The sequence below is a fragment of the Bacillus paralicheniformis genome (assembly GCF_002993925.1).
GTDB classification, from domain to species: Bacteria; Bacillota; Bacilli; order Bacillales; family Bacillaceae; genus Bacillus; species Bacillus paralicheniformis.
In genome coordinates, this window is sequence record NZ_CP023665.1 from 1,100,417 (window position 1) to 1,126,077 (window position 25,661).

The window sequence follows — 25,661 nt, forward strand, 5'->3', positions numbered from 1 at the left end:
TTTTGGCTGCAGGAAAGTGCGAAAATGTAGTATTTAAGTTACTTTTGAAATGTAAATGAAATATTATCGACCCTTAAAAAATTTTTTTAAAAACGAATAATTAAGGAATTTGACTTAGTAAGTCAAGACTATACCTGATGGAAACCCCTCCTTATAATAGAAACAGAGGAAGGCTGAAGCAGCCGTTCTCAAAAATCATGAAACTGCTAATTTTTGCCTTTAAAAATATAAAGAATTCTGCTAGTGGGAGGACAACATGAAAAAACAAGTAATAACAGTAGCATCAGCGGTTGTTTTAGGATCGACTTTATTTGCGGGAGCGGCTTCCGCGCAAACCATAACGGTGAAAAAAGGGGATACGTTATGGGGATTTTCGAAGAAGTACGGTACAAGTATCAGCAAGATTAAACAGGAAAACAAGCTGAAATCCGATATCATTTACATAGGGCAGAGGTTGTCGATCAATGGAAGCAGCTCATCGTCTGCAAAAGCGTCGCAAGCTTCATCAGCTACGCATAAAGTGGTCAAAGGAGACAGCCTTTGGAAAATTTCTCGGACATACGGCATGACCGTCAATGAACTGAAGTCTCTGAATGGTTTAAAAACAGATTTAATCCGGATCGGACAAGTATTAAAAGTTAAAGGGACGAAAAGCGTAAAAGCTGCATCAACGACAAAGCCTTCTTCTTCAAGCGGGACAAGCAAAACAAGTAAGGCACCTGCGCAAACCTCTTCAGCGCTGAATACGTCAAAGCTTGTTTCAGATGCAAAAGCCCTTATCGGAACGCCTTATAAATGGGGCGGAACATCTACATCAGGATTTGACTGCAGCGGATTTGTCTGGTACATCCTCAATAAACAGACAAATGTGGCGAGAACGAACACAGCCGGTTACTGGAATTCGATGAAGAGCGTATCAAGCCCTGCAGTAGGTGATTTCGTATTCTTCACGACATATCAGCCGGGACCTTCGCATATGGGGGTTTACATCGGAAACAATCAATTCGTTCATGCCGGATCTGACGGCGTAACGATCAGCGATATGACAAACAGCTATTGGAAGCCCCGCTATCTTGGAGCAAAACGCTTCTAATGTTGCAGGGACAAGCCCGTTCATCATGATGAACGGGTTTTTTTCCGTTTAGAAACGGAACTCGGCTAAAAACGCTAAAAAGTGTTCGACCTTCTCATTATCTTTCAGACTAATTGCATATCCCCCTGCAACAGGAAGCTTCATGAAATCGCACGGCACCTCTATTAATCTTCCTTCCATCAGCTCGCGGCGCACAGTCGACAGCGGCAAAAATGATATACCGAGTCCTTCTGAAATAAATCGTTTCGTAATATGCGTTTGGCTTACGAGCATTGTTCTGACAAACGGAAATTTGATCCTCAGCTGCCTGACGAGGTCGTCCCAGTATTCGGGGTGATTATGGGTCAACAGCAAATATTCTTCAAGCAAATCTTCGACATCGAGCGGCGGCGCTTGTTCTGAATCGCGGCCGTCATGAGGGGCAACCAAAATCACGGGATCGCTGTACATGGAATAGCAGTTCAGGTTTGACGATTGCACGTTTAAGCAGCTTAATCCGATATCTGCATGGCCGGCTGAAATCAGGGGAGCGATTTCAGCTGATTCGGCGATCTTTACTTTAATCTCCGAATTCGGATGCAGCGCTGTGTATTTTTTTAATACAAATGGGAGAATCGTATCGGCGATAAGCGGTGAAACCGCTAGATTCAATGTCTGCGAATAGCCCTGTCTGATTCTGTGAAGCTCTGCCATGCTCGATTCATAGTCTTCCAGCAGGCGAAGGGCGAAAGGAAGGTAAGCGCGGCCTTCTTTCGTTAAATGAATGCTTCTTCCTTTGCGGGTGAACAGCTGGCACCCGAGTTCTTCCTCAAGCAGTTTAATTTGAACGGTGACGGTCGGCTGAGAAATAAATAAGGTTTCCGCCGTCTTTCTGAAATTTTCGTATTTTGCGGCAGTAACAAAGGTATGAAGCCATTTAAAATCCATTGCAGTCCTCCTGATTAATTTTGTTAATCAAAGACATCAATATAATTCAATATTTTTTAAATATTATATCAACTATAATGATATTTACAAAGGAAAAAGGAGGAATTGATATGGTTTATCATGGATTAAAAGGGATTACTTGTGTTGAAACAGCCATCAGCCGCATTGACGGTGAAGAGGGAAAGCTGATCTACAGAGGGTACAATGCTGATGAACTGGCGCTTACATCCACATTTGAAGAAGTCGCTTATCTGATACTCAACGGGTCATTTCCGACGGAAGCGGAACTCAGCCAATTCAATGAGATGCTCGCTTCATTCCGTGTGCTGCCAGAAGCATGCGAGCGATTGATCCGCAGCCTTCCTGCCGAATTAGACGATATGGCGGTTCTTCGCACGGCCGTTTCTTCATTCGGGGATAAATCGTTTGCGTTCAAGCCGACAATGGAGCAGGCTCTCAGACTGATAGCAGCCGCCCCGTCGATTATCGCCTTCAGAAAAAGGCTGACTGATGGCAAAGAGCCTGTTCAGCCGCTGGATGAGCTTGGCTTTGTGGAACATTATTTTTACATGCTGAAAGGAAAGCGCCCGACAGAAGCTCAGAAAAAAGCGCTCGAAACGTACATGATTCTTGCGATGGAACACGGCATGAACGCTTCAACCTTTTCGGCAAGGGTTACGGTGTCTACGGAATCCGATCTTGTTTCTGCCGTCACATCTGCACTTGGCACAATGAAAGGACCTTTGCACGGCGGAGCGCCGTCAGCGGTTACCGATATGCTGGAAGGCATCGGGGAAAAACAGCACGCAGAAAGCTATATAAGAGAGAAGCTTGAAAAAGGCGAGAGACTGATGGGATTTGGACACCGCGTCTATAAAACGCATGATCCGAGAGCGAAGGCTTTAAGGGTGAAAGCTGAGGAAATTGCCGGGGGCGACCGGGATATCGACCTTGCTCTTCATGTTGAAAATACGGCGATCCGCCTTTTGGAAGAATACAAACCGGGGCGCAAGCTTTATACGAATGTCGAATTTTACGCAGCGGCTGTCATGAAGGCGATCGATTTTGATGCCGCATTGTTTACCCCTACTTTTTCGGCAGCGAGAATGGTCGGCTGGTGCGCCCATGTGCTGGAGCAGGCTGATAACAACATGATTTTCAGGCCGTCGGCTAAATATATCGGGGAATTGGTTTCTCAGTAATGCGGACACACGCCTTCTCAGCGAAGGGCGTGTTTTTTAATAGATTTTTGTATGTTTAAGTAGGGAATTATGCCGGTGTTCTTGAATGTATTCATCAAGAAAATCCTTTAAGGGGGAGACGATGAAAAAAGGATTCCTGATGTTGATCATGCTGTTTTTTCTGAGTGCATGCTCAGAAGGCCGGGATTTTGATGCTGAAAATGAAGCGGCGGCGACAAAAGAAGGCGGAAGCGGCGCCGAGGTCATCGCAGAGCGCTTGGATGTACCTTGGACGATCGCTCACACTGGCGGGATTTTTTTCATTACCGAAAGAAACGGGGGAATCGTATCCATTGCCGAAGGCAAAAAGGAGCGCATGCAGCTTCAGCTGAAAAAGCCCGTTCATCAAGAAGGGGAAGGCGGGCTGCTCGGATTTGTGCTCCATCCTGATTTTAAAAACAATCAGGAGGCATACGTTTACCATACATACAAAGACGGGAGCCATCTGAAAAACCGGATCGTAAAATTGACGCTTGACCGTCTTACTTGGACGGAAACGGAGGAGCTGCTTGCCGATTTGCCAGGAGGCGTGATTCATAACGGCGGCCGGATGGCGATCGGGCCCGATCAAAAGCTGTACATCACGACAGGCGATGCGGGGGAAAGGGAATGGGCCCAGCAGCCTGAAAAGATGGCGGGTGTGATTTTAAGGATGGAGCTTGATGGTGCGGTCCCTGCTGATCAGCCTTTTCGCTCGTCTTATGTATACAGCTTTGGACACCGCAATCCGCAAGGCCTCGCATGGATCGGCCGGCAGCTTTACAGCTCCGAACACGGGCAGTCTGGACATGATGAAGTGAACAAAATTGAACCCGGAGCCAATTATGGCTGGCCGGTGATTGAGGGAAGCGATGAGAAGCGGGGAATGAAAGCGCCGCTCATCCATTCGGGAGAAAAAACGTGGGCCCCATCCGGTTTAGCGCAGAAAGGGGATGTCCTCTATATGGCCGGGCTGCGGGGAGAGGGGGTTTTCCGGGTCGATCCTGCGGAAGCCAAAGCGGTCAAATGGCTTGGCGGATACGGCAGAATCAGAGATGTAAAAGTAATCGGAGATGATCTGTATTTCATTACGAACAATGGCGACGGAAGAGGCGAAAAAAAACAGACAGATGACCGGCTCATCCGCGTGCCTCTGTCTGACCAGTAAACATGTCTCGCTGAGTTCTTGCGTTTAAGGATGCCGGAATCGTGGTAACTGTGCACTAAACAATGGTGAAGAGGTGAGACGAATGAATCCGGCAAACAGACAGACGGATGGACAGAAAGCGCAAAAACAAGAAAAACAACCCGGGGCTGAGCACAAGATGGTGCCCCTTCCGCTCTCGGAAGATCGCGACTACAAAGGAAGCGGCAAATTAAAAGGAAAAACCGCCATTATTACCGGAGGAGACAGCGGAATCGGCAGAGCGGCCGCCATTGCATACGCCAAAGAAGGTGCGGACATTGCCGTCATGTACTTGGACGAACACAAGGATGCCGAGGAAACGAAAGAACGAATCGAACAGGAAGGCGCAAAATGCCTCTTGATTCCCGGAGATGTCGGGGATGAAGCACATTGCAAAACATCTGTCGAAAAAGCGGTGAATCACTTTGGCGGACTCGACATTCTTGTCAACAACGCTGCCGAACAGCATCCGCAAAAAGGGATCGAAGATATTTCGACCGAACAGCTTGAACAAACGTTCAGAACGAATATTTTCTCCATGTTTCACATGACAAAAGCCGCGCTCCCGCATTTAGGGGAAGGAAGCGCGATTATCAATACCGCATCGATCACAGCTTATGAGGGCAGTCCGGCGCTGATTGACTATTCGAGCACAAAGGGTGCGATTGTGGCGTTTACCCGTTCGATGGCTGCATCCCTTGTCAAAAAAGGAATACGCGTCAACGCGGTAGCGCCGGGGCCCATTTGGACGCCGCTCATTCCGGCTACTTTTTCGCCGGAAAAAACGGAAAAACACGGTACAAATACGCCGATGGGAAGGCCCGGACAGCCTTCTGAACACGCTGCGGTGTATGTTCTGCTCGCTTCAGACGATTCTTCTTATATGACAGGACAGACGATCCACATCAACGGCGGAAGATATGTGACGACATAAGCTTTCAACCGGCTGCTATTGTAAGGCAGTCGGTTTTTTCTGTTTATTTTTTCGGAAAAATAAGAATTTGAAAGATCACTTTCAAAAAAGCTGCCCCGTAAGAGATAATAGAAACAGAAAGAGAAAGGATGTGTATGAATGAGCGATCGCAGAATGACAGCAAAATGGGCATCCAAACTTGGATTTGTTCTCGCTGCAGGGGGATCCGCCATCGGCCTGGGGGCGATTTGGAAGTTTCCCTATGTGGCTGGAACGAGCGGAGGAGGCGCATTTTTCCTTGTATTTGTCCTATTTACGATCCTGCTGGGATACCCCTTGCTTTTGGGGGAATTTATATTAGGTCGAAAAAGCCAATCGGATGCTATCGGCACCTATCAAAAAATAGCGCCGGGGACGCCTTGGGTGATCACAGGCTGGATCGGAATCGCCGCCTGCTTCCTTGTTCTGTCGTTTTACAGTGTGATCGGCGGCTGGATTTTGCTTTATATCATCAAAGCAGTAACCGGTTCATTGTCGGGTCTCACGCAGGACGGATACGGGGAGCTCTTCGGTTCGATCATCCAAGATCCGCTGCAGACACTGGCAGCGCAGCTTGCGTTTATCATCATGACGATCCTCGTCGTGGCGAAGGGTGTGCAAAAAGGAATCGAGCGCGTCAGTTCGATTATGATGCCGCTATTATTTATTTTATTTATTGCGCTCGTTTTAAGGGCTCTGACGCTTGAGCATGCGATCGACGGCGTGCGTTTTCTGCTTGTGCCCGATTTTGGCAGCCTGACGCCGCAGGCGATTCTTTTTGCGCTCGGACAAGCTTTCTTTACGTTGACGCTTGGCGTATCTGTGATGGTAACGTACAGCTCCTATTTGTCAAAGTCACAAAACCTTCCGAAGTCGGCGGTCTCGATCGTGATCATGAACCTTGCCGTCACGCTGCTTGCCGGTTTGGCGATTTTTCCGGCCGTCTTTTCATTTGGGCTTCAGCCCGATCAGGGTCCGACTTTATTATTTACGGTTCTGCCGGCAGTTTTTGACCGGCTTCCATTCGGGATGCTGTTTTTTATCGGATTTTTGACGGCCTTTTTATTTGCTGCGCTGACTTCGGCTTTTTCGATGATTGAGATCATTGTTGCCGCTATTACAAAAGGCGATCAAACAAAAAGGGGAAAATGGACGTGGGCGATCGGCCTTTTGATTTTTGCCGTCGGCATTCCTTCCTGCTTGTCTTACGGAGTGCTCGATGAGCCGTTCATTTTTAAGAAGACGTTTTTTGATGCGGCGGATTATGTCGTCAGCAATATTTTGCTGCCGCTTGGCGCGCTTTTTATTTCGATTTTTATTCCGCTGAAATTGTCCAAACACGATCTATATGAAGAAATGAAGAGCGGATCAAAAGCGGGGAAAGGCTTTTTTATCGTGTGGTTTTATCTTCTCCGTTTCCTTGTGCCGCTTGCAATTGTACTTGTCTTTTTAAATTTAATCGGAGTGTTTTCATTTTAAAAGATCAGGAGATGGGTGAATATGGTGTTAGACTTTCAACAGATGTTTCCGAGCGAGGATGGCAATCACGAGGCGCGGTATCAGCTGCTGGCATTGCTTGAAGCGGTATTGGCCGGAATGGACAGGCTGAAGGATCCCGCCCGGATGACGCTTGGCCGCGAGTCTGAAGTTTCCTCTGACTACTATCAAAGCGTCATTGAAGAGGCCGCCTTGCCGGAAAAAGGCTTCGGGGCGGAAAAAAGCGTTGAAGAGCTATTGAAATTGCTTGACGGCCACCGTTTTTTAAACAGGCATTATGTGGCCAACGCGACACCTTTGCCGAACACCGCCAGCATCGCCGGGAATCTTTTAATGGTTCTTTTAAACGGAAACAATTTATGGGATGTCGACGGCACCGCTGCAGCCAAGGCGGAAGTGCAGATCACGGCGATGCTTTCGGACATTGTCGGCTATGACAGGCACAAGAGCGGCGGTTTTACCACATGGGGCGGGCAGGGAGCCGTTTTTCAGTCGCTCAGGCTGGCGATCGCAAGCGCGTACCCTGAAGCGAATCAGCAAGGAACGCCGCATCACCTGTACGCGTTCTGTTCAGAGCTTTCGCATTTCAGCCTTTACAAATCGATGGAAGCGTCCGGAATCGGGACGGACCATTTGATCAAGGTCAAGACGAATCGCGATCATTCGATGGATCTGGCCGATTTGCGGGAAAAAATGCAAGCCGTGATTGAAAAAGGCGGACATCCGATTTATGTATTGGCAACGCTTGGCACAACTGACTCATTTGGCATCGATGATTTGGCCGGTATCAAAAAAGTGACTGAGGAAATAGAGGCCGCCTACGGTTTGCCTCCTGTCTATATTCATGCCGATACGGCGATGGGCGGGATGTACGGTTTTTTTAACGGATACGATTTCATCGGAAACCCGCTTCATCTTGAAGATGAGGTGCTTGAGACGCTTGCCCGCTACAAAAAACATTTTCAGCATTTGCACCTGGCGGACAGCTTGGTCTTTGATTTTCATAAACTTGGACAAACGCCGTATATCACAAGCCTTTTCTTGGTGAAAAACCGTGAGGCACTGAAAGTCGTTGATTTGGATCCGGATGAGACGCCTTATGTCGGTAACAGAGGGTTTGGCAGCTATCATACGAGCTATACGCTAGAGTGTTCGCGAATGGGAAGCAGCATACCGATTTATGCTTCTCTGCTCGCATTCGGAATCGAAGGCTACCAGGAGATCTTGGCCAATTACATCAGAGTTAACCTGGCATTTCGAAAAAAACTCCTGCAGGCTTTTCCGAATGCAGCCGTCACCAATGATGTATCACCTGTAACGACATTCCGCTTCTATCCGGGAAATGTCCGCTATCACGAAGAAATCAGCGGCGCCATCACGGAGGAAGAAGTGCGGAATATTAACAAATTCAATGAAAAAATCGCCGAAACATTGGGAAGGTACCGCAGTCACACCTATTTTGGCAGCACGAAAAAGCAAACATACGTTTATCCTGCTGACAGCCGTTTGCCCGTGCCGCTTTATGTCCAGAAATTCTACAGTGTCTCGCCTTACACGACGGTTGATACAATTGACCATTATATCGCCTTTTTAAAAGCGCATGTTGAACCGTCCGATGTAGCAGCCGGATAAAATTTAAACGGGAGGGTTAAACCTCCCGTTCTTTCTTTAGTCTTTATATGCGGTTCTTTTTTGAACCGGTATCCATATTTCGCTTTTAAACGTTGGGGAGCTGATATCTTGATCCTGATTCCAAAGGATTTCCGGCCCTTTCGTTTGCTCGTAATGTGAAGACGGGAACCATTCAGCATAAATGCGTCCCCAGACATTTTGAAGGGTGTCCGGAAACGGACCGGCCGCTTCAAATACAGCCCATGTCGAGGCGGGAACTTCAAGCTGTTCATATCGGTCCGGGCATTCCTTCGTTGTCGCTGCACCGATATAATGGTCAAGTTCTCCCTGCTCTTCCATCCGGCCTTCGGAAAAGTTCGCTGATGCTTGAATCAGTCCAAGCGGCTCCACATTTGACAGCTCCTTTAATTCATCGATGTTTTCACTCCTTAAAGCTTTCCACATCGAGGCGATTTCCGGATTGATTCCGTGAAAGACGACAGGAACCCTTTTTTTGATTCCGGCGATCCGAAATGCCTTTTTCTCAACAATTCGGTAATTCATTTCGTTTCCTCCTCTAATTGTAAGCTGGAAGGTCATCGGAGGATATGCTTTCAGTGTGCTGATATCGTGTCTGGCCTCTGTCGGTGTAATGCCGTGCAGCTTTTGAAATGCGCGCGTAAAAGCATCCGGCGAGTGATAGCCGTATTTCACCGCAATATCGATCACTTTTCGATTCGTGTTCTTCAGTTCAAACGCTGCAAGGGTAAGCCGCCTGCGGCGGATGTATTCGGACAGCGAAACCCCGGCAAGAAAAGAAAACATCCTTTTAAAATGATATTCAGAGCAGTAAGAAAGCTTCGCAAGCGTTTGAAAGTCGATACTGTCCGCCAAGTGTTCTTCAATATACGCCATGGCTTGATTCATGTTCTTCAGCAAATCCATTTGATGACCTCCTATGTTTACAAGAATAGCAGGAGCAGAATCCCCACATCCGACTTTCCGTGCCCGATTGTGCAGGGTCATTCCCGAGACTGTCCACCGTTCAACCATGCTGTCTTCAGCTTTTTGATGCCGTCTGCGATGCTTTTTTCAGAAAGTCCGCCAAACCCGAGGAGCACCGCGTGGGTTTCAGGAGGAGTCACATACGAGACTGAGGCTGGATATACTTTGACCCCTTTTTCCAGCGCTTTCCGGGTCAGCCACTCTTCGCTCGGGGCGTCTTTCACCTCAAGGATGATGTGAAGGCCGGCGTTCTCTCCTCTGACTGCGGCATGATCGCCAAATTCACGCTTGATGGCATCAAGGAGCGTTTTTCGCTTTTTTCGGTAGAGTGTTCTCATTCGGTTCAAGTGCCTTTGATAATCCCCGTTTTTCATAAAAAAAGCAATGGCATGCTGTACATGGCGGGAAACCGTTTGTTTAAATAAGGATGCCATGTTGAGCCCCTCTTTGACGAGCGGAAAGGGGAGAACCATATAGCTGATCCTGAGGGAGGGAATCAGCGATTTTGAAAAAGTCCCTAAATAGATGACCCGGTGGTTCCGGTCAAGTCCCTGAAGGGAAGGAATCGGCTGTCCTGCATAGCGGAATTCCCCGTCATAATCGTCTTCGATGATATAAGCTCCGGTCGATGCTGCCCAGTCAAGCAATTGCAGCCTGCGGCCGACCGGCATGATCATTCCGAGCGGAAACTGATGGGACGGGGTGGTGTATGCGAGCTGCGGCTGATATTGTTCAAGATCTTGCACGGAAATCCCGCTCTCGTCGACTGCTATAGGCATCACATTGAAGCCGCCGGTTTTCAGGACCGTTTTCGAGCGATGAAATCCGGGATCTTCAAAACCGACGGTTGTGCCTTTAGGAAACAGATGGCACAGCAACTGCAGCAAAACCGGTGTGCCGGCTCCGATGATGATTTGCTCGGGTGAACAGACCACGCCGCGCGATTCTCTGAGATAAACCGCAATCATTTTCCGCAGTGGAATGTCTCCGGCCGGCGGGCCGCTTTGAAAAAGGTCGTACCCTGATTCACCAACAGTTTTGGCGAGCGTTTTTTTCCATTGGGAAACAGGAAATGACGCGAGGTCTACGTGGCCGTGGTGAAAATCGATCATGTTAGCCGCCGTCTCATGTTCTTCCGGTTCTTTTTCGGCAGGGGGAGGAGGCGCAGTCTGTGCAAAGTCTCCTTCCACTTCAGCCGCAAACCAGCCTTTTCTAGGCTTGCTAAGCAAATATCCTTCTGCAGCCAGCTGTTCATACGCGTGTTCTACAGTTGTCAGGCTGACATTTAAGTGTTTGGAAAGCATTCGTTTGGAGGGAAGCTTTGTTCCAGGCTTTATGTGTCCCGAATGAATGCTGCGTTTGAAAAACGTGTACAGCTGCTGATAAAGCGGCTCGCTGCCGCTGCGGTTTAAAAAAGGGGTTATATCCATTCAATCATCCCTTTCAATTCATCTGGTATGTTTTATTTTATCAAAACTGGCCATTTTAAAAAGGCCAGTTTCCGGGTTAAAGTAGTTTCATAACCAACAGAAGGGAATGACGATGTTGCTCGATTGTAGGGAATTGCATTGTGAAACAGAGCTCAAGGAAGTCTATCCGATTATGAGACAGCTCCGCCCCCATTTGGATGAAACGTCTTTTTTGGAGCTCGTCAAAGAAGCTCGGGAGGCTGAAAGCTACACATTATTTGCGCTGTACGACGGTGATATTCCGGTGGCTTTGGCCGGCTTTTTGCCGAGGGTTTCTTTGAACCAAGGCCGGCATGTTTGGGTAGCGGACCTGGTGACGTGTGAAAAACACCGTTCAAAAGGCTATGGAAAGAAGCTTTTAGGCGCTGTTGAAGAGTGGGCCAAAGGGAACGGATTGGCTTCAATCGCTTTATCCTCAGGCTTACAGCGGGCAGACGCTCACCGTTTTTACGAAGAGAAAATGGGGTATGAAAAAGCGAGCTACCTATTTCGCAAGGCTCTGAAATGAAAAACTCCCCGGTATAACCGGGGAGTTATTAAAAGCCGAGCTGCAGATTCGTATCGATGGAGACGATGGTCCATACGCAAACGAGAATGAAAATGTTCAGGACGACGCCGAGAAATCCGAGACCGGTCCGTCCTTTTTTTATGAACAGCTCGATAATTCCGAGCGGAACGGCGGCCATCGCAAAAGGAAGCATCTTATACGAATATGCGATCGTGTCGCTTAAAATGGCCAAGTTTAAGACGAACAGGGACAGAATGGCCGTGCCGACAGACACCCATCCAAATACGTTGTGCTCCTTAAAGATTCTTACCAGTTCCATAATTCCACCTCACCTACTTTAGCTGCTTTGACAGGCCCTTTTTTGATCAGCCGTTCAACCTCTTTTGACGGTCCGGTAATGACGGCTCCATACACGTTCACACCATTCTGTTCCACATAGTCAAGCCGTTTGGAAAGCTTCAGGTCTTTCCTGCCTGAAATGGTTTCAGCCCATTTCTTGTTCTTGATCATGTAGGAAAGCGCCGCTTTAAACTGCTCGTCATCGTTTTCGGCAGGTTGCTGAATTTCAAAAATCCGGTTTGAATCTTTTCCGGGAAATCCGATCGGCTCTGCGTATGGATGATCTTTTAAATCGCCCTCTGTTTCAATCGCATTCCACAGAACGCGAACATCATAGCCTTTTAATTTTTCATACAGCTCCTTTGTCGGGTATGCTTTTTCAAAGGAAAGGAAAGCTTCGGTTACGGTTCCGTCAGGCAGCTGTTTTAAAATCGACTCGGCTTTGGACACTGATTTTTCTTTGATGCCGTCAGGGTAGACAAAATGACGTTCTTCTTTTGAAAGCTCCTGATTGTATTGATGAATCTGCGGAGACTTCAGCTGATCGAAGAACATTTCCACTTCTTCATTTCCAACTACTTTTGTGACGTTTCCGATTTGCTTCTTTAACGGGAACTGTGTTTCGATTCCAAAGAGTTTTACTTTGTTGACAAGGGCTTCAGTATCGACTTGAATATTCGGGTTTGTGACGGCAACTGTCATTGAAGCGGTTTGCACCAGTTCATTCCCTTTGCTTTCATGCCCGCCCAACCCGTAGTATAGATAGCTGCCGAGTGTGCAGATCGGCAGAATAATAAGCGTAGAAATAACAGCAAGGGTGGAAATCCGCATATATGATTTATTTTTTCCGTATCTTAAAATCGCTTTTTGCTTTTCAGGACTGATCGCCAAATCCCAGTCTTCGTCTTTCATTTCCTGTTCCAGCATGTCCTGGTATTCTTCAAGCTGTTCAAGCTCTTCTTCGACCCGGAGCATTTCCGATTCGGAAAGTTCGCCGTTTTTATATTTTTCCCAACGTTTTTTAAAATCTTCATTCATCGTTAACACCTCTGTTGTAAAGTGCTTTCAGCCGCTGTCTGGCACGAAATAAAACACTTTTAAAATTAGCCTCTGAGATATTCATCAAGCTTGACGCTTCCTTGTAGTTCAATTCTTTTAAATAGTACAGCGTAAGCGCTTCCCGGTAATTATCGGGGAGCTGGTTCATATATAAGGTTAACACTTCCTTGATTTCGACCTGGTGAGCAGGGCTTTGCACCGCGTTTTGAAACAGGTTTCCGATCATGTCGTCAGAAATCGTCACTTCCTTTTTATGCTTTCTGACATAGTCGATAAACGCATTGCGTGCCACTTGAAAAAGCCATGGCTTCACTTTGCTGTGGTCGTAAGAATGGATGTGTATGTAAGCTCTCATAAAGGTTTCCTGAAGCAAATCCTCTGCTAGATGTTTATCTTTCGTCATGGAGAGCAGGAACCTGTAAACATCATTCATATACATTTGGTAAATTTCGTCGATAGTCACTGCCTTTTCTCCCCTCTATGTTATAAACGCATAAGAAAGGTTTGAAGTTGCACTAAATATGCCCACGGCTCATTTTTCCTCCAATTTCTTACCTTTAAAATCATCTACCCTATATAATAACTGAACACGTTCAAAAAAACTAATCTTCATGGCGATTTTAACGACTGAACGGCCGAAATATAAAGAACAGCAGCAAAATAAGCCTTTAAGCATATCAGATCTTTATTATATGCTAAAAGGCTATTTGATTAGAGGATATCCTTCATTATCAGCTGTTTTTATCGTCTGTCAAAAATATTGGCCGTGACCGCGGCGGCCTTCTGCGGCCAGCGCATCGGCTTTCGTTCGATGGACGGTGCCGAATGGGTGGTTGGGCGGAGCATAGATTGAATAGAGTTTCAGCGGAGTATTGCCTGTATTGGTGAGATTGTGCCATGTTCCGGCAGGGACGACGATAGCGGTGTCATCGTAAACATTTCTTTTAAATTGCAAATGATGTTTGCTCGGCCCCATTTGAACGATTCCCCTGCCTTGTTCAACACGAAGGAACTGGTCAACGTGAGGGTGCATTTCTAATCCGATGTCTTCGCCGGGGTTGAGGCTCATCAGGGTAACTTGCAAATGCCTTCCTGTCCATAAAGCGGTCCGAAACGTTTTGTTCTGTTTGGCCGCTTCGTTGATGTTAGCGGCAAACGGCTTTTGTCCATAATCTCTTAATACGATGCGTTCTTCGCTGCCGGGTGTTCGAAAAGCGCCTGCATAGTCTGATTCGTGAAACCAAACCGGGTTATAAGAAAAAGGAATATAATATGGGTATTGATTTGGATGCATTTGTTCTAGGTCCCTTCATTAGCTTTATTGGGATCATCGTATGCAATAGGCATATGAAGTGTCCCGCTGTAAGATGGTTTTTAGTCAAAACACGTTTTTTTAAAAAAGCTTCCGGGAAAATATGATATCAGACTCATAACAGGAGGGAGAGGAGCATGGAATACATCAACATATCCGGTACATCGATCGAATCGTCGCGCATCGGTCTCGGAACATGGGCCATCGGAGGTTTTATGTGGGGCGGAAGCGATGAAAAAGAAGCGATTCAGACGATTCATGCTGCGCTTGATGAAGGAATCAACCTGATTGATACCGCTCCGGCATACGGTTTCGGGCAGTCGGAAGAAATCGTCGGTAAAGCCGTACAGCAATACGGAGAGCGCGACCGAGTCATTCTCGCGACAAAATCAGGACTTGATTGGAAGCAGGAACAGCTGTATCGCGACGGATCGAGGGAGCGGATCATCAAGGAAGTTGACGATTCGCTGAAAAGGCTCAATACGGATTACATCGACCTGTATCAAGTGCATTGGCCCGATCCGCTCGTCCTGATCGAAGAAACGGCGGAAGCGATGAAAGACTTGTATGATGCGGGGAAAATCAGAGCGGTCGGCGTCAGCAATTTTTCCCCGGAGCAGATGGACACATTCAGAGCTGCGGCGCCGCTGCATACCGTACAGCCGCCGTACAACATGTTTGAAAGGGAAATCGAGCAAGACATTCTTCCGTATGCGCAAGATCAAGGGCTGACGACGCTATTATACGGAAGCTTGTGCAGGGGGCTCCTGTCAGGAAAAATGAATGAGGACTACACGTTCAAAGGGGACGACCTTCGAAAGCGGGACCCTAAGTTTCAAAAGCCGCGCTTTAAAGAATATCTTGAGGCCGTCAGGAAACTTGATGAGTTTGCAAACGAGCGGTTCGGCAAATCGGTTCTCCATCTGGCAGCAAGATGGGTGCTTGATCAGCCTGGCGCAAGCATTGCTTTATGGGGGGCAAGACGCCCTGATCAAATCCGTCCCGTCAGCGAAATCATCGGCTGGAGTTTAACGGAAAGTGATCAAAAAGCAATTGACGACATATTGGACAATACGATTTCAGAACAGATCGGGCCTGAATTCATGGCGCCGCCGACAAAAGAAAAAGTCTGAAAACCGGGGAGAAAATTCCTCGGTTTTTTTTGTGAAAAATCATTTTTTAGTACCAGGTAATAAAAAAAATTGTTATAATAATAAAGGGAAACCTCATACGACTACATCAATAAAGGAAGTGCCATATGTATAAATTTACTGGTTATGCTGCAAAAGCGATTCTTTCTTTGCGCGGCGGAATTAAAGTATACAATAAAGAAAATCTTCCTAAAGACACAGGTTTCGTTATTGCGTGCACACATGCAGGATGGGTGGATGTCGTCGCACTGGGTGTCGGCATTTTGCCTATGGAAATTCATTACATGGCGAAAAAAGAGCTTTTTGAAAATAAATTAAGCGGTTCTTTTCTTTCAAGCATCAACGCATTTCCCGTCGACAGGGAAAATCCCGGGCCAAGCAGCATCAAAACCCCGATCAAGCTGTTGAAAGAAGGAAAAATCGTCGGCATTTTCCCAAGCGGAACAAGATCATCTGAAGATGTTCCATTGAAAAGAGGGGCTGTCACGATCGCCCAGATGGGAAGAGCGCCGCTTGTGCCGGCCGCATACAGCGGTCCTTCCAACGAAAAAGAGCTTTTCAAGAGAGGCAAAATGAAACTGGTCATCGGCGAACCGCTCAATCAGGAAGATTTCGCTCAATATTCGTCAAAAGAAAAGCTGGTCAAGATGACGGAGGCTTTGAATGACAGTATTAAAGCTTTAGAGAAAAAGCTGGAGCAGCTATAATTCAAACATACGCAAGGAAAAACAGCTTCTCACGCACAGAAGCTGTTTTTTAATTTTTTGGGCAGTATTTTAGAACGATATTTATTGGTGAGGAGCTTATATATGAAATGGTATTTGAAAGCAATAAAAAACTATGCAGGATTTACAGGAAGGGCGAGACGAAAGGAATTTTGGCTGTTTTGCTTTTTCTCATACATGATTTTGGTCCTCTACGGTTTTTTTAAAGCCATTCTGCATCTTCCGGAATATGAAATAGAGACATTTTTAGGGATGGTTTATTTGCTTGCCATTCTTGTGCCGGGCTTGGCTGTCACGATCCGCAGATTGCATGATACGGGTAAAAGCGGCTGCTGGATCTGCATCGGTCTGATCCCTCTCATTGGGCAATTTATTTTGCTGATCATGCTTTGTCAAAACAGTGTAAAAGAGGAAAATCAATACGGGCCGAACCCGAAGGGAGCTATCTAAGCGAAAACCGCCTGTCCCCAGGCGGTTTTTTAGTTGTTTGGGGCAGTTGATTTTTCTAAAAACAAAAGCAGTTCCCGCCAAAATGTTTGAGCTGCAATGGCATCGGCTTCAGTTTTTCCCCCATAGGCTATTTTTCGGCTTTTCCGCCCGGATGTCGGAAAGTATGGAGGCCTGATATTATGGCCGGCATCTTCGAAATATAGATGTTTAACAGAATAGGGAAATCTCTTCTTTTTCAGCCGTTCAACGATTTTCTCGTTCATAGAGGCGGAGGGCCATACCAAATCATCCGTACCTGAAGTTAACAGAATAGGCCCATTAATATGTTCCGCTTTTATAATTGCTGGATGATCCTCTTTCACTTTCCGTAAAGCTTTTTTGTAAAGATCAGTAAAAGCATGAGGCTGTCTTGTGAGCTTATGTGTCACCATATTCCACAGCTGAGAAAGCGAAAACAATGGCAGCGGGGCAAAGGCGAGCGGTGCGCCGTCCAGACTCCAGGAAGATGTCTGCCGAAATTTTTTTAATCCAACGCCTTGAAAGACGACCCCGCCGCCTACATGAGAAACCGCAAAACGGATTTCCGGAAAATGGGAACCTATCAGCAGCGCCAGTTCGCCGCCTTTTGACCTTCCGCATATTCCGATCTGACGATGATGAAGTCCTTCTTGGCGTCCGAGCCAATCGATCGCTTTCCGGAAATATTCAAGCGGGATTTCAACCAGTTTTTTAGGAAGCTGTTTGTATTGAAAATAAGGGATTGCAAATGTTGCATATCCGTAATTTGCTAACATGCCTGCCATTGTTTCATCAAGACCGCCGTCAGATCCCCCTAATACGATGACTGCGGGAGGCCGGTTGACAGCAAGCGGACGAAAAAATGTGCCGGACAACCCATTTTCGCTTACTTCCTGTCTCTCTACTGTTTCAGAAAGCAGCACTCGTTTTATTTCTTTACTCAGGATCGTGCGTTCTTTTTGCTTCACCTCAATCCTGTAAACGGAGGAATTAACCGATTTTTTATGGAACGAGCAGGAGGATTCAACCGCCTGCATTGACCAAAAAAGCCCCATTTGATCTTTAGACTGGTAGGTTCCTTTTATTGGGGCTTCTGCTGCAGGGTCGACTTCTCCCAATCGATTCGCTTGAAAAACAGCATGTGATCTCCACTCTGCGTCAGCTTCATCTTTCACAGTCAAGATGATTTCAATGATATCAAACGGTCGGAGTCCGCTTATCTTCAGGTTTATTTTTTCATCCCATTTGGAAACTGCAGGTATGTGCAAAACCGGTTGCAGAGTAATCAAGACGGCACTTCCTTTTCAAGTTTTGTATAAAATAAATCGACGCACTCCTCAACATAGTCATCAATACGATCATCGAACGACTCCTTGAATGCGGGCAAATGTTGAAACATAATGTATTGATTCAGCAAACCGAAAAACATTTGGCTTAAAATTTGAAAATTGCCGCCTGAAATTTTTTTTTCGGCATAGAGGTTGGCAAAATAAGTCTCTAAAAAGCGATTGAGACGGCGGGGAATATCCATGATTAATTCGCAAACTTCCTTATCCTGTACTGCATCATTAAAGTAAAGTAAAAAAACAGTACCTTTTTCCAGGTTTTCTTTTAGATATGCTTTCGCAATGAATGAGAGGTCTTGTCGTAAATCGCCGCTCAGTATTCCTTCAAGTTCTCCAATAAAATCTCCCGATGACACATGTTGAATAACACTTTCCCGAAATAAATTCTGTTTATTTCCGAAGTGTCTAAAAAGGGTCAAATGATTGACGCCTGCTTTTTGGGCAATTTCCCTGGTGGATGCGGCTTGATATCCTTTTTCTTTGAAAAGGGCAAGCGCCGCTTCGATTAATCGATCCCTTGTAGATTGTGCTGACATAAGTCCCTCCTGAAATGTAATCACTTGATTACATGATAATTGAATTTTGTTCTGTAATCAAGTGGTTACATATTTTGAATGCAAAAAAAAGAGGATACAAATTCATTGTATCCCCCGGTTTGTTCACAATGTTATTCCGCTTCCTCAAGCAGCGGCGTTTCCGCAGCTTTTTTCACCTCAACGTATGAAACGTGGTGGCCGTCGATTTCGTTGATCGTGAATTCAAATCCCTGATCGGTGATCATGTCGCCTTTTTGGACGTCATATTTTTGCGTCAGGAACCATCCGCCGATCGTGTCAATTTCCTCATTGTCGAGCTGAATGCCGAGCAGATCGTTGACTTGGTTGACGAGCACTTTACCGTCGAGAATGTAATGGTTTTCGCCAATCTTGCGGATTTCATTAATTTCATCGATATCGAATTCGTCACGGATTTCGCCGACGATTTCTTCAATGATGTCTTCGACCGTCACGAGTCCGGCCGTTCCGCCGTATTCATCAGAAAGGATCGCCATATGAACGCGTTCTTTCTGCATTTTCAGAAGCAGATCGTGGATCGGAACAGTCTCGATCACATGAATGATCGGATTGATAAACTGTTCAATCGTGTCTTCTTTGGAGCATTCTCCGCTGATGCAGGCCGTCAGTATTTCCTTGACATTGATGACGCCGACGATGTTGTCCTTATCTCCGTCTTCTACGGGATAGCGGGTATAGCCTTCGACCTTCGTGATGTCGATCATCTCGGCGATTTTCATATCATTTGGAAAGCTGACGACTTCTGTTCTCGGGATCATGATTTCCTTGGCAAGACGGTCATCGAATTCAAAAATTTTGTTGACATATTTGAACTCAGATTGATTGATTTCGCCGCTTTTGTAGCTTTCTGACAGAATAATTCGCAGCTCTTCCTCTGAGTGCGCCATTTCATTTTCAGAAACCGCTTCAAGGCCAAACGCTTTCGTCAGCAGCCTTGCAGATCCGTTCAGCGCCCAGATGAATGGGAACATGATGCGGTAGAACCAGATCAACGGTTTTGCAAAAAGGAAGGAAACGGCTTCCGCTTTTTGGATCGCAAGCGTCTTCGGAGCGAGCTCGCCGACAACCACATGCAAAAACGTAATCAAGCTGAAGGCGATCACGACTGAAACGATGTGTGATACAGAGCTCGGAATGTTCCACTTCACAAATAGCGGTTCAAGCAGCCGGGCAACTGTCGGCTCCCCGAGCCAACCGAGACCGAGAGCCGTCAAAGTGATGCCGAGCTGACAGGCCGATAAATATTCGTCTAAATGCGTAATGACTTTTTTCACCGAAACCGCTGTTTTGTTTCCTTCAGCAATCAATTGATCAACCCGCGAGCTTCTGATTCTGATAATCGCAAACTCAGACGCTACGAAAAATGCTGTTAAAGCAATTAATACAGCAACAAAAACCAAATTAACTATTTCCAATTAGGACCTTCACTCTAGCGTGAGAATGAAGGTAACACCTCCTGTTTAGTAAAAGATTAACTAAAGCAGCAGTAAAAAGGACTGGATGACCGTCATTTTTTCAGGAGAAAGCCGGCTTTTCAGAATCTTCCGTTCATCGGGATTCAGCCGTTTCAATCTGTTTATGAGCACGGAAATATTGTCATTGACATGATCAATTTCCGTTGTCAGGCTTCCAATTTCATCATCATTCACAGTTGAAGAGGGAAACTGGTTTTCCAGCCTTACTTTAATGTCGGACAGGGCCAATCTCTGCTGCTTGCAGTCCATAATAAACTTCAGCCGTTTGAGAGCGGCTTCATCGTAATAACGGTAGTTTGAACATGATCTGTCAGGCGTTAACAGCCCGAGATTCGTATAATAATCGACAGTCCGTTTTGTTACGCCTGCAGCAGCTGCTAATTCGCCAATGCGATATTTCTCTGCCCCATCTGCATCCCTCCTCAACCATCACGTTATAGTTATAAAACATTTTAATATATTAGAAGCTGTTTATACAAGTTAATTGATCAAAAAAAGGCGTAAAATTGATGCGAAAACCTTTATTTATCTAAATATTCGAGAAAATATTGTTAGATTTAAAGTTTAGACATTTGACTGACTCTTTTTTAATAAAGTAAGATAATAGTATATATTTGGCTTGGAGGTGGTTAGATGGGGCCCTCTGCATAGTCATTTTTACAGAACGCACATCAGCCTTATTAAGGGAATTTGAATTCATCAGGAGGTGACTCCTTGTCCTTTGTGAAGGATAAGGTTAAATGGACGATATTGTTAGTCTGATAATCATCGGGATTCTGATTGCATTAACCGCTTTTTTCGTGGCATCGGAATTTGCGATTGTCAGAGTCAGAAGCTCCCGCATTGATCAGCTGATTGCTGAAGGAAACAAAAAGGCGGTTCGCGCAAAACAAGTGGTGTCGGATTTGGATGAATACCTTTCAGCTTGCCAGCTCGGCATTACGATTACAGCACTCGGACTCGGCTGGATGGGGGAGCCGACGGTTAAAAAGGTGCTGCATCCGGTCTTTGAAAGCTTGCATGTTTCTGGCGCTGTATCGCACGCTCTTTCAGTTGCCATTGCATTTTTAGTGATTACATTCCTGAACGTCGTGGTTGGAGAACTTGCCCCAAAAACCATCGCGATTCAAAAAGCCGAACAGATGACACTGTGGCTGGCGGGACCTCTGCACTTTTTCAATGTTGTGATGTTCCCGTTCATTTGGACGCTGAATGCCTCAGCCAGAGTGCTGACCGGGTTATTCGGTTTGAAGCCTGCTTCGGAAAAGGATGAATCCCATTCGGAGGAAGAGCTGCGAATCCTGTTATCAGAAAGCTACAAAAGCGGAGAAATCAATCCGTCTGAATATAGATACGTTAATAAAATCTTTGAATTCGACAATCGGATCGCCAAAGAAATTATGGTGCCGCGCACTGAAATCGCCTCCGTCCCGGTGGATATGCCGATCGATGAGGCCATTTCGGTCATGCTGCAGGAAAAGTATACGCGCTGGCCTGTCTATAAAGGCGATAAGGATCATGTCATCGGCATGATCAATACGAAACAGCTGTTTACGGATATGCTCATGATGTCAGAGGCTGAGAAAAAGCGATTGTCCCTTGAAGCCTATGTCCGTCCGGTTATTGAAGTCATTGAAACCGTGCCTGTTCAAAAGCTGCTGATCAAAATGCAGCGGGAGCGGATTCACATGGCGATCTTAACGGATGAGTACGGCGGGACATCTGGTCTTGTGACGGCCGAGGATATTCTTGAAGAAATCGTCGGGGAAATCAGGGACGAATTCGATGAAGACGAAAAACCGCTTATCGAAAAAGTCTCCGATCATGAATACATTATGGACGGCAAAGTGAGAATCGATCAGGTCAATGAGCTGTTTGAAGACGATCTCGAGGAAGAGGAAGTCGAAACAGTCGGCGGACTTGTGCTGAAAGAAAACATAGATATCGCGGAAGGCCAGGCGGTGCATATCGGCTCTTACACGATAACGGTTCTCGAAATGGAAGGGCGTCTGATTAAGCACGTCGAAGTTAAGCGGGAACAAACAACAGAACATGTAGAGCTGGCACCGGCAAATCCGGTCGTCGTTAACGAAGTCACCTTGAGCGAAAAATAGCTCAAGGTGATTTTTGATTTTAAGAAAAAAGTCATTTGAACAGGAACTTTTGTTCGTATATAATGGGAACAAACGTTCTGTTTGAGAGGTGATTGATTTGCTGTGGTACGAAATCATTTCGGAGGAAGAGAGGAAAACGTATATTAAGCGGATCGAATTTCATTTGCGGAATTGGAAAAATTACAAAGCCGCCGTGCTCAATTTAGAAAGGAGGATGGAGAAGGAGCAAAAGAACGGGCTCACCGTCAAAGAAAGAAACGCTGAATATCAGATCGACGCGGAAAAAAGGCTCTATCAATTTTTGCTTGATTCGATGGAAACGGCTGTCTCCGAATTGGATGAGCTCGAGCGGAAGTTGGTGGAATGCCGGTATATTCATAATTGGAGCATGGGAAAATGCGCGATGGAAATCGGCTACAGCGAAAAAACGCTGTTTTTAATGAAGAAATCGCTGCTGGCCAAGCTGCTTGTCAGCTTGGCGGCGATCACGAATATTTAACGGATGCGAGGGCTTGTCTCAAACAAGCCCTTCTTTTCTGCGCCGCTTCAGTTTTTTTTCAGGTTCTTGACGCGATGATGACACGGGAGAGGGCAGCTTTTCTTTTATGATAAAGACAAGCTTTAAACAGCGGGGAGGTTTGACACATGTAATGAAACAAATGCCGGTCATTTTTTGAGACAAACGCTTCAGGAAAGGAGAGGAAGAACATGGATTTTTCTGAAATTGCGCTCGTTCCGCTGATTACGGGATTGGTGCATACGGTAAAGCTTGTCGGCATTCAGAAACGATTTCTCCCCATCTGTGCAATTGTCTTCGGCATCTCGATTTCTCTCTTGTTTACCGCAGGGGACTGGAAGGAAGATATGATGATCGGAACTTGGCTTGGCTTGTCATCAGTTGGATTTTACTCCGGCTCAAAAAACGTCTTGAAACCATTATCAAAGGAGGAGATTGAACATGAAGATTTATTTGGATCCGGGACACGGCGGAAGTGATCCGGGAGCATCGGGAAACGGTTTGCAGGAAAAGGACGTGACGCTTGCGATTGCTCTCAAAATGAATGACATTCTATTAAAAGAGTATGATAACGCAGAGACGAGGCTGAGCAGAACAACAGACAAAACGGTCACGCTTCAGGAGCGCACAGATGATGCCAATTCGTGGGGGGCCGATTTATTTGTCTCCATTCATACAAACGCTTTTGACGGTACGGCGTACGGGTATGAAGATTATATCTACAGCGGCTTGACCGATGAGTCGGTTACTGCTCTTTATCAACGGATCATTCACGGCGAAGTGATCAAGGAGAACGGACTCAGGGACAGGGGAATGAAGAAGGCGAACTTTCATGTTCTTCGGGAAACAGCGATGCACGCCATATTGACGGAGAACGGCTTTATCGATCATCCCGAAGATTCGGCAAAAATGAAAAGCGCCGCTTGGATCGAACAGACGGCGCGGGGACATGCAGCCGGCATCGCACTCTGCCTCGGTCTGACACACAATGAGTTTCCCCTGTATAAAGTGACGATGGACGGGGGACAAATTGGAGCTTACCAAGAAAAAGACGATGTTTTGAACGTTATTTCTGCGAATTGGGACAGCTTTCAAACAGCGGCCATTGAAAAAGGATAAAAAGGGAAGAATCCATTTTGAATACTTCAAAATGGATTCTTTAATGTGTTTGTATCTTTTTTAGTTGTCCGTGGTGTTCCTTTCTGAACAATGCCATCCAAATCAGGGCACAGCTTTTGCGACGGCGGGCGCAAGAAAAATGACAACCGGAAGTACATGTGCAAGCGCCTGTTCATAGCCGAACAAGCATCATTGTTTCATCATCTTCACAAAATCAGCATGCTGCCGGCCCAGAACCCCCCGAGTGAGCATGCCATTGTAAGCAGCATGTAAACCGCTGAATCCTTTACACGTTTTGCAGCCAAAAGCTGAACCGCTTCGACGCTGAATGTGGAAAATGTTGTGAAGCCTCCGAAAAATCCAGTTCCGACCACGATAGAGACCGTTTGATTGTCAATGCCGAGGCTGACGAATATGCCGAGGGCGAATGAGCCGACAATATTGACCACCATCACGCTGACAGGAATGCGCGGGCGCGGAAACATCGCCATGAGCATATTGCCGAGCCAAAATCTTAAAACGGAGCCGAATCCTCCGGCGATCATAAATCCAACTGCCATCATGATTGATACCGCTCCTTTTCTTTCCCTGACGCTCCGCTCATCCTTTTGCCGATCATGATGCCCAAAAATGCGGAGCACACCCCGCAGGCAAGCGACACGATCAAGTACAGAACCCCGATGTGCGGAGCGGCCGATTGCAGCAAAAATACGGTCTCTTTAGAAAAAGCGGACATTGTCGTATATCCTCCGCAAAACCCCGTTCCTAAACATAACTGGACGAGCGGCTTTTTTGCCCGAGCCGCAAAAAAACCTGTCAAAAGGCCGAGGAGAAGGCTTCCAGACGCATTTTCAATAAAAGTCGGCCAAGGAAAACCGGCGGTGCCGCCATGCAGATTGACGAAGTAGCGCAGCAGCGAGCCGAGGGCTCCTCCGATAAAAACGGCAACAGATGATTTCATACTCTTCCTTCTTTCTCAAAAATAATCCGGGTAGTCGGTAATGATCCCGTCGATTTTCCAGCTTTTCAGGCGGCGTCCCGTTTTCTCCCCGTTGACCGTCCAGGCCAGCGCCTTCAAATCACAGCTGTGAATCGATTTGATCAGAAAAGGGCTGACCATCGTAGCTTTCAGGCTGACGTACCGGGCAAACTCCGCGATTTGCCGCAGCCGGGCGCGCGGCAGCATTCCGAATCGCGGCCTGATCAAAACGGCGGTCGGAATCGAAGGATACATGTGATGAAGCGCCCTCATGGCGCCTGCGTCAAACGACTGGACAATCGTGTTCATCGAATGGCCGAACCGGCTGATCAGTTGTCCGGCCGCTTTTTCGATTCCGGGCTGGGTTTTGGACGACTTGATTTCGATGAGAAGGCCCGTCTTGTTGTGATATTTCCCCAGAACAGCTTCAAGTGAAGGGATTTTTTCGCCCTGAAATTCCGGGCTGAACCAGCTTCCCGCATCAAGCTTTTCGAGCTCATTCATCGTATACTCGCGAACGAACCCGGTACCGTTCGTCGTTCTGTCAACTTTGTCATCGTGGATGACGGCAAGTCTGCCGTCTTTTGTCAGCTGTACATCGAGTTCGATAAAATCAGCCCCGAGCTCCACCGCTTTTTCAAAAGCGGCAAACGTATTTTCAGGGGCGTAAGCCGAGGCTCCGCGATGTGCGATAATATGCAAGCATGTCAGCTCCTCTTGATAAAATCTTTCCATCACAAGGATACCCGATTTTGACGATGCAAGTAAATCATTTGACTGAAGCGGACAAAGGGCAGGGAGAAGAGACAAGCGACAAATTTCGGCAAAATGGTACAAAAGGATCATTTACTAAAGATTCTGATATTTTATAATGGACAAAAGGAGGCGAGATGATGGGTAAAGGGAGAATTAAAGTGGAAGAACGGATTAAGATCGAAACCGATGCTGAAATGTTTAAAGCGACTCTCCTTGATCAAACACAGTCTCAGAAGAAGAAATAGCGGTGTTGGCCCG

Annotated in this window: 29 protein-coding genes; 15 read left to right on the forward strand and 14 right to left on the reverse strand. The window is 46.5% G+C overall.

Annotated elements, in window-relative coordinates; translation table 11 throughout:
* The first annotated feature begins 256 nt into the window (after positions 1-256).
* A complete protein-coding gene (locus tag CP943_RS05600) occupies positions 257-1,093 on the forward strand; it encodes a C40 family peptidase (protein WP_105980843.1) in 837 nt (278 codons plus the stop codon).
* Positions 1,094-1,141: 48 nt separating this feature from the next.
* On the opposite strand, the gene CP943_RS05605 is transcribed toward CP943_RS05600, so the two are convergent.
* Positions 1,142-2,020, reverse strand: coding sequence for a LysR family transcriptional regulator (locus CP943_RS05605; RefSeq protein ID WP_025811806.1), 879 nt, complete (start codon positions 2,018-2,020; stop codon positions 1,142-1,144).
* Between the two features lie 110 nt (positions 2,021-2,130).
* Between CP943_RS05605 and CP943_RS05610 the strand changes: the two genes are divergently transcribed.
* The 5 genes from CP943_RS05610 (at position 2,131) to CP943_RS05630 (ending at position 8,507) form a co-directional block, all read left to right on the forward strand.
* Positions 2,131-3,222: a citrate synthase/methylcitrate synthase gene (locus tag CP943_RS05610; RefSeq protein ID WP_025811804.1), complete on the forward strand. Its 1,092-nt coding sequence runs from the start codon at positions 2,131-2,133 to the stop codon at positions 3,220-3,222.
* Positions 3,223-3,343: 121 nt separating this feature from the next.
* Positions 3,344-4,408, forward strand: coding sequence for a PQQ-dependent sugar dehydrogenase (locus tag CP943_RS05615; RefSeq protein ID WP_025811803.1), 1,065 nt, complete (start codon positions 3,344-3,346; stop codon positions 4,406-4,408).
* A gap of 82 nt (positions 4,409-4,490) precedes the next feature.
* Positions 4,491-5,360, forward strand: a complete 870-nt coding sequence (locus CP943_RS05620) for an SDR family oxidoreductase (RefSeq protein ID WP_020450727.1) — start codon at positions 4,491-4,493, stop codon at positions 5,358-5,360.
* Between the two features lie 138 nt (positions 5,361-5,498).
* Complete coding sequence (locus CP943_RS05625) at positions 5,499-6,857, forward strand: sodium-dependent transporter (protein WP_020450728.1); 1,359 nt, start codon at positions 5,499-5,501, stop codon at positions 6,855-6,857.
* Positions 6,858-6,878: 21 nt separating this feature from the next.
* Positions 6,879-8,507, forward strand: a complete 1,629-nt coding sequence (locus tag CP943_RS05630; RefSeq protein ID WP_084825683.1) for a pyridoxal phosphate-dependent decarboxylase family protein — start codon at positions 6,879-6,881, stop codon at positions 8,505-8,507.
* A gap of 36 nt (positions 8,508-8,543) precedes the next feature.
* Here the strand turns inward: CP943_RS05630 and CP943_RS05635 are convergent, their stop codons facing one another.
* A complete protein-coding gene (locus CP943_RS05635; RefSeq protein ID WP_026579986.1) occupies positions 8,544-9,431 on the reverse strand; it encodes an AraC family transcriptional regulator in 888 nt (295 codons plus the stop codon).
* A gap of 77 nt (positions 9,432-9,508) precedes the next feature.
* Positions 9,509-10,921, reverse strand: coding sequence for a MocR-like pyridoxine biosynthesis transcription factor PdxR (gene pdxR / locus CP943_RS05640; RefSeq protein WP_039072558.1), 1,413 nt, complete (start codon positions 10,919-10,921; stop codon positions 9,509-9,511).
* 112 nt (positions 10,922-11,033) lie between these two features.
* Between pdxR and CP943_RS05645 the strand changes: the two genes are divergently transcribed.
* Positions 11,034-11,468, forward strand: a complete 435-nt coding sequence (locus CP943_RS05645; protein WP_095289894.1) for a GNAT family N-acetyltransferase — start codon at positions 11,034-11,036, stop codon at positions 11,466-11,468.
* Between the two features lie 28 nt (positions 11,469-11,496).
* Here CP943_RS05645 and CP943_RS05650 read toward each other — a convergent pair whose 3' ends face one another.
* The 4 genes from CP943_RS05650 to CP943_RS05665 all read right to left on the reverse strand — a co-directional run bounded on the left by CP943_RS05650 (position 11,497) and on the right by CP943_RS05665 (position 14,160).
* Positions 11,497-11,787 (reverse strand): hypothetical protein, encoded by a 291-nt coding sequence (locus CP943_RS05650; RefSeq protein WP_003180123.1) that lies wholly within the window; start codon positions 11,785-11,787, stop codon positions 11,497-11,499.
* Complete coding sequence (locus tag CP943_RS05655) at positions 11,775-12,845, reverse strand: anti-sigma factor (protein WP_011197691.1); 1,071 nt, start codon at positions 12,843-12,845, stop codon at positions 11,775-11,777. The genes CP943_RS05650 and CP943_RS05655 overlap by 13 nt, the downstream gene beginning before the upstream one ends.
* Complete coding sequence (sigM, locus tag CP943_RS05660; protein ID WP_011197692.1) at positions 12,838-13,329, reverse strand: RNA polymerase sigma factor SigM; 492 nt, start codon at positions 13,327-13,329, stop codon at positions 12,838-12,840. Before sigM ends, CP943_RS05655 begins: the two co-directional genes overlap by 8 nt.
* A gap of 288 nt (positions 13,330-13,617) precedes the next feature.
* Complete coding sequence (locus CP943_RS05665) at positions 13,618-14,160, reverse strand: cupin domain-containing protein (protein ID WP_026579984.1); 543 nt, start codon at positions 14,158-14,160, stop codon at positions 13,618-13,620.
* Between the two features lie 155 nt (positions 14,161-14,315).
* Here CP943_RS05665 and CP943_RS05670 point away from each other — a divergent pair, with 155 nt between their 5' ends.
* The 3 genes from CP943_RS05670 (at position 14,316) to CP943_RS05680 (ending at position 16,504) form a co-directional block, all read left to right on the forward strand.
* Positions 14,316-15,311, forward strand: coding sequence for an aldo/keto reductase (locus tag CP943_RS05670; RefSeq protein WP_035339104.1), 996 nt, complete (start codon positions 14,316-14,318; stop codon positions 15,309-15,311).
* 125 nt (positions 15,312-15,436) lie between these two features.
* Positions 15,437-16,036 carry a lysophospholipid acyltransferase family protein gene (locus CP943_RS05675; RefSeq protein WP_020450740.1) on the forward strand — a complete coding sequence of 200 codons (600 nt, stop codon included), beginning with the start codon at positions 15,437-15,439 and terminating at the stop codon, positions 16,034-16,036.
* 102 nt (positions 16,037-16,138) lie between these two features.
* Positions 16,139-16,504 (forward strand): DUF805 domain-containing protein, encoded by a 366-nt coding sequence (locus CP943_RS05680; protein WP_020450741.1) that lies wholly within the window; start codon positions 16,139-16,141, stop codon positions 16,502-16,504.
* 29 nt (positions 16,505-16,533) lie between these two features.
* Here the strand turns inward: CP943_RS05680 and CP943_RS05685 are convergent, their stop codons facing one another.
* The 4 genes from CP943_RS05685 to CP943_RS05700 all read right to left on the reverse strand — a co-directional run bounded on the left by CP943_RS05685 (position 16,534) and on the right by CP943_RS05700 (position 20,344).
* On the reverse strand, positions 16,534-17,811 hold the full coding sequence (locus CP943_RS05685) for an acyl-CoA thioesterase/bile acid-CoA:amino acid N-acyltransferase family protein (RefSeq protein WP_105980844.1): 1,278 nt from the start codon (positions 17,809-17,811) through the stop codon (positions 16,534-16,536).
* On the reverse strand, positions 17,808-18,428 hold the full coding sequence (locus tag CP943_RS05690) for a TetR/AcrR family transcriptional regulator (protein WP_228119598.1): 621 nt from the start codon (positions 18,426-18,428) through the stop codon (positions 17,808-17,810). Before CP943_RS05690 ends, CP943_RS05685 begins: the two co-directional genes overlap by 4 nt.
* A gap of 107 nt (positions 18,429-18,535) precedes the next feature.
* Positions 18,536-19,858 (reverse strand): hemolysin family protein, encoded by a 1,323-nt coding sequence (locus CP943_RS05695; RefSeq protein WP_020450744.1) that lies wholly within the window; start codon positions 19,856-19,858, stop codon positions 18,536-18,538.
* Positions 19,859-19,918: 60 nt separating this feature from the next.
* On the reverse strand, positions 19,919-20,344 hold the full coding sequence (locus tag CP943_RS05700; RefSeq protein ID WP_020450745.1) for a Cu(I)-responsive transcriptional regulator: 426 nt from the start codon (positions 20,342-20,344) through the stop codon (positions 19,919-19,921).
* A 314-nt stretch (positions 20,345-20,658) separates the two neighbouring features.
* Here CP943_RS05700 and CP943_RS05705 point away from each other — a divergent pair, with 314 nt between their 5' ends.
* From CP943_RS05705 to CP943_RS05720, 4 genes are all read left to right on the forward strand, one after another.
* Entirely contained in the window at positions 20,659-22,032 is a 1,374-nt protein-coding gene (locus CP943_RS05705) for a hemolysin family protein (protein WP_003180145.1), read from the forward strand.
* Positions 22,033-22,129: 97 nt separating this feature from the next.
* A complete protein-coding gene (locus CP943_RS05710) occupies positions 22,130-22,531 on the forward strand; it encodes a transcriptional regulator (protein WP_105980845.1) in 402 nt (133 codons plus the stop codon).
* A 209-nt stretch (positions 22,532-22,740) separates the two neighbouring features.
* The gene (locus tag CP943_RS05715) at positions 22,741-23,028 is read left to right on the forward strand and encodes a hypothetical protein (protein WP_003180149.1); all 288 of its coding nucleotides are present in this window, start codon (positions 22,741-22,743) and stop codon (positions 23,026-23,028) included.
* Positions 22,991-23,668, forward strand: coding sequence for an N-acetylmuramoyl-L-alanine amidase family protein (locus CP943_RS05720; protein ID WP_105980846.1), 678 nt, complete (start codon positions 22,991-22,993; stop codon positions 23,666-23,668). The genes CP943_RS05715 and CP943_RS05720 overlap by 38 nt, the downstream gene beginning before the upstream one ends.
* Positions 23,669-23,874: 206 nt before the next feature.
* Here CP943_RS05720 and crcB read toward each other — a convergent pair whose 3' ends face one another.
* From crcB to CP943_RS05735, 3 genes are read right to left on the reverse strand one after another with little or no spacing between them, the layout of a single operon-like run.
* Positions 23,875-24,231, reverse strand: coding sequence for a fluoride efflux transporter CrcB (gene crcB, locus CP943_RS05725; RefSeq protein ID WP_026579979.1), 357 nt, complete (start codon positions 24,229-24,231; stop codon positions 23,875-23,877).
* A complete protein-coding gene (locus CP943_RS05730) occupies positions 24,228-24,629 on the reverse strand; it encodes a fluoride efflux transporter FluC (RefSeq protein ID WP_023856526.1) in 402 nt (133 codons plus the stop codon). The genes crcB and CP943_RS05730 overlap by 4 nt, the downstream gene beginning before the upstream one ends.
* A gap of 15 nt (positions 24,630-24,644) precedes the next feature.
* Entirely contained in the window at positions 24,645-25,349 is a 705-nt protein-coding gene (locus tag CP943_RS05735) for a glycerophosphodiester phosphodiesterase (RefSeq protein ID WP_023856527.1), read from the reverse strand.
* A 191-nt stretch (positions 25,350-25,540) separates the two neighbouring features.
* Between CP943_RS05735 and CP943_RS05740 the strand changes: the two genes are divergently transcribed.
* Positions 25,541-25,648, forward strand: coding sequence for a YhdX family protein (locus CP943_RS05740; RefSeq protein ID WP_003180159.1), 108 nt, complete (start codon positions 25,541-25,543; stop codon positions 25,646-25,648).
* Positions 25,649-25,661: the final 13 nt, after the last annotated feature.

Bases quoted from the DNA above. Each gene is read 5' to 3' on its own strand.
- CP943_RS05730 (WP_023856526.1), bottom strand. From the start codon at position 24,629: ATGAAATCATCTGTTGCCGTTTTTATCGGAGGAGCCCTCGGCTCGCTG.
- CP943_RS05740 (WP_003180159.1), top strand. From the start codon at position 25,541: ATGGGTAAAGGGAGAATTAAAGTGGAAGAACGGATTAAGATCGAAACC.
- CP943_RS05605 (WP_025811806.1), bottom strand. From the start codon at position 2,020: ATGGATTTTAAATGGCTTCATACCTTTGTTACTGCCGCAAAATACGAA.
- CP943_RS05705 (WP_003180145.1), top strand. From the start codon at position 20,659: ATGGACGATATTGTTAGTCTGATAATCATCGGGATTCTGATTGCATTA.
- CP943_RS05645 (WP_095289894.1), top strand. From the start codon at position 11,034: ATGTTGCTCGATTGTAGGGAATTGCATTGTGAAACAGAGCTCAAGGAA.
- CP943_RS05665 (WP_026579984.1), bottom strand. From the start codon at position 14,160: ATGCATCCAAATCAATACCCATATTATATTCCTTTTTCTTATAACCCG.
- CP943_RS05720 (WP_105980846.1), top strand. From the start codon at position 22,991: ATGAAGATTTATTTGGATCCGGGACACGGCGGAAGTGATCCGGGAGCA.
- CP943_RS05650 (WP_003180123.1), bottom strand. From the start codon at position 11,787: ATGGAACTGGTAAGAATCTTTAAGGAGCACAACGTATTTGGATGGGTG.
- CP943_RS05655 (WP_011197691.1), bottom strand. From the start codon at position 12,845: ATGAATGAAGATTTTAAAAAACGTTGGGAAAAATATAAAAACGGCGAA.
- CP943_RS05625 (WP_020450728.1), top strand. From the start codon at position 5,499: ATGAGCGATCGCAGAATGACAGCAAAATGGGCATCCAAACTTGGATTT.
- pdxR (WP_039072558.1), bottom strand. From the start codon at position 10,921: ATGGATATAACCCCTTTTTTAAACCGCAGCGGCAGCGAGCCGCTTTAT.
- CP943_RS05615 (WP_025811803.1), top strand. From the start codon at position 3,344: ATGAAAAAAGGATTCCTGATGTTGATCATGCTGTTTTTTCTGAGTGCA.
- CP943_RS05680 (WP_020450741.1), top strand. From the start codon at position 16,139: ATGAAATGGTATTTGAAAGCAATAAAAAACTATGCAGGATTTACAGGA.
- crcB (WP_026579979.1), bottom strand. From the start codon at position 24,231: ATGATGGCAGTTGGATTTATGATCGCCGGAGGATTCGGCTCCGTTTTA.
- CP943_RS05670 (WP_035339104.1), top strand. From the start codon at position 14,316: ATGGAATACATCAACATATCCGGTACATCGATCGAATCGTCGCGCATC.
- CP943_RS05620 (WP_020450727.1), top strand. From the start codon at position 4,491: ATGAATCCGGCAAACAGACAGACGGATGGACAGAAAGCGCAAAAACAA.
- CP943_RS05610 (WP_025811804.1), top strand. From the start codon at position 2,131: ATGGTTTATCATGGATTAAAAGGGATTACTTGTGTTGAAACAGCCATC.
- CP943_RS05675 (WP_020450740.1), top strand. From the start codon at position 15,437: ATGTATAAATTTACTGGTTATGCTGCAAAAGCGATTCTTTCTTTGCGC.
- CP943_RS05600 (WP_105980843.1), top strand. From the start codon at position 257: ATGAAAAAACAAGTAATAACAGTAGCATCAGCGGTTGTTTTAGGATCG.
- CP943_RS05630 (WP_084825683.1), top strand. From the start codon at position 6,879: ATGGTGTTAGACTTTCAACAGATGTTTCCGAGCGAGGATGGCAATCAC.
- CP943_RS05715 (WP_003180149.1), top strand. From the start codon at position 22,741: ATGGATTTTTCTGAAATTGCGCTCGTTCCGCTGATTACGGGATTGGTG.
- CP943_RS05635 (WP_026579986.1), bottom strand. From the start codon at position 9,431: ATGGATTTGCTGAAGAACATGAATCAAGCCATGGCGTATATTGAAGAA.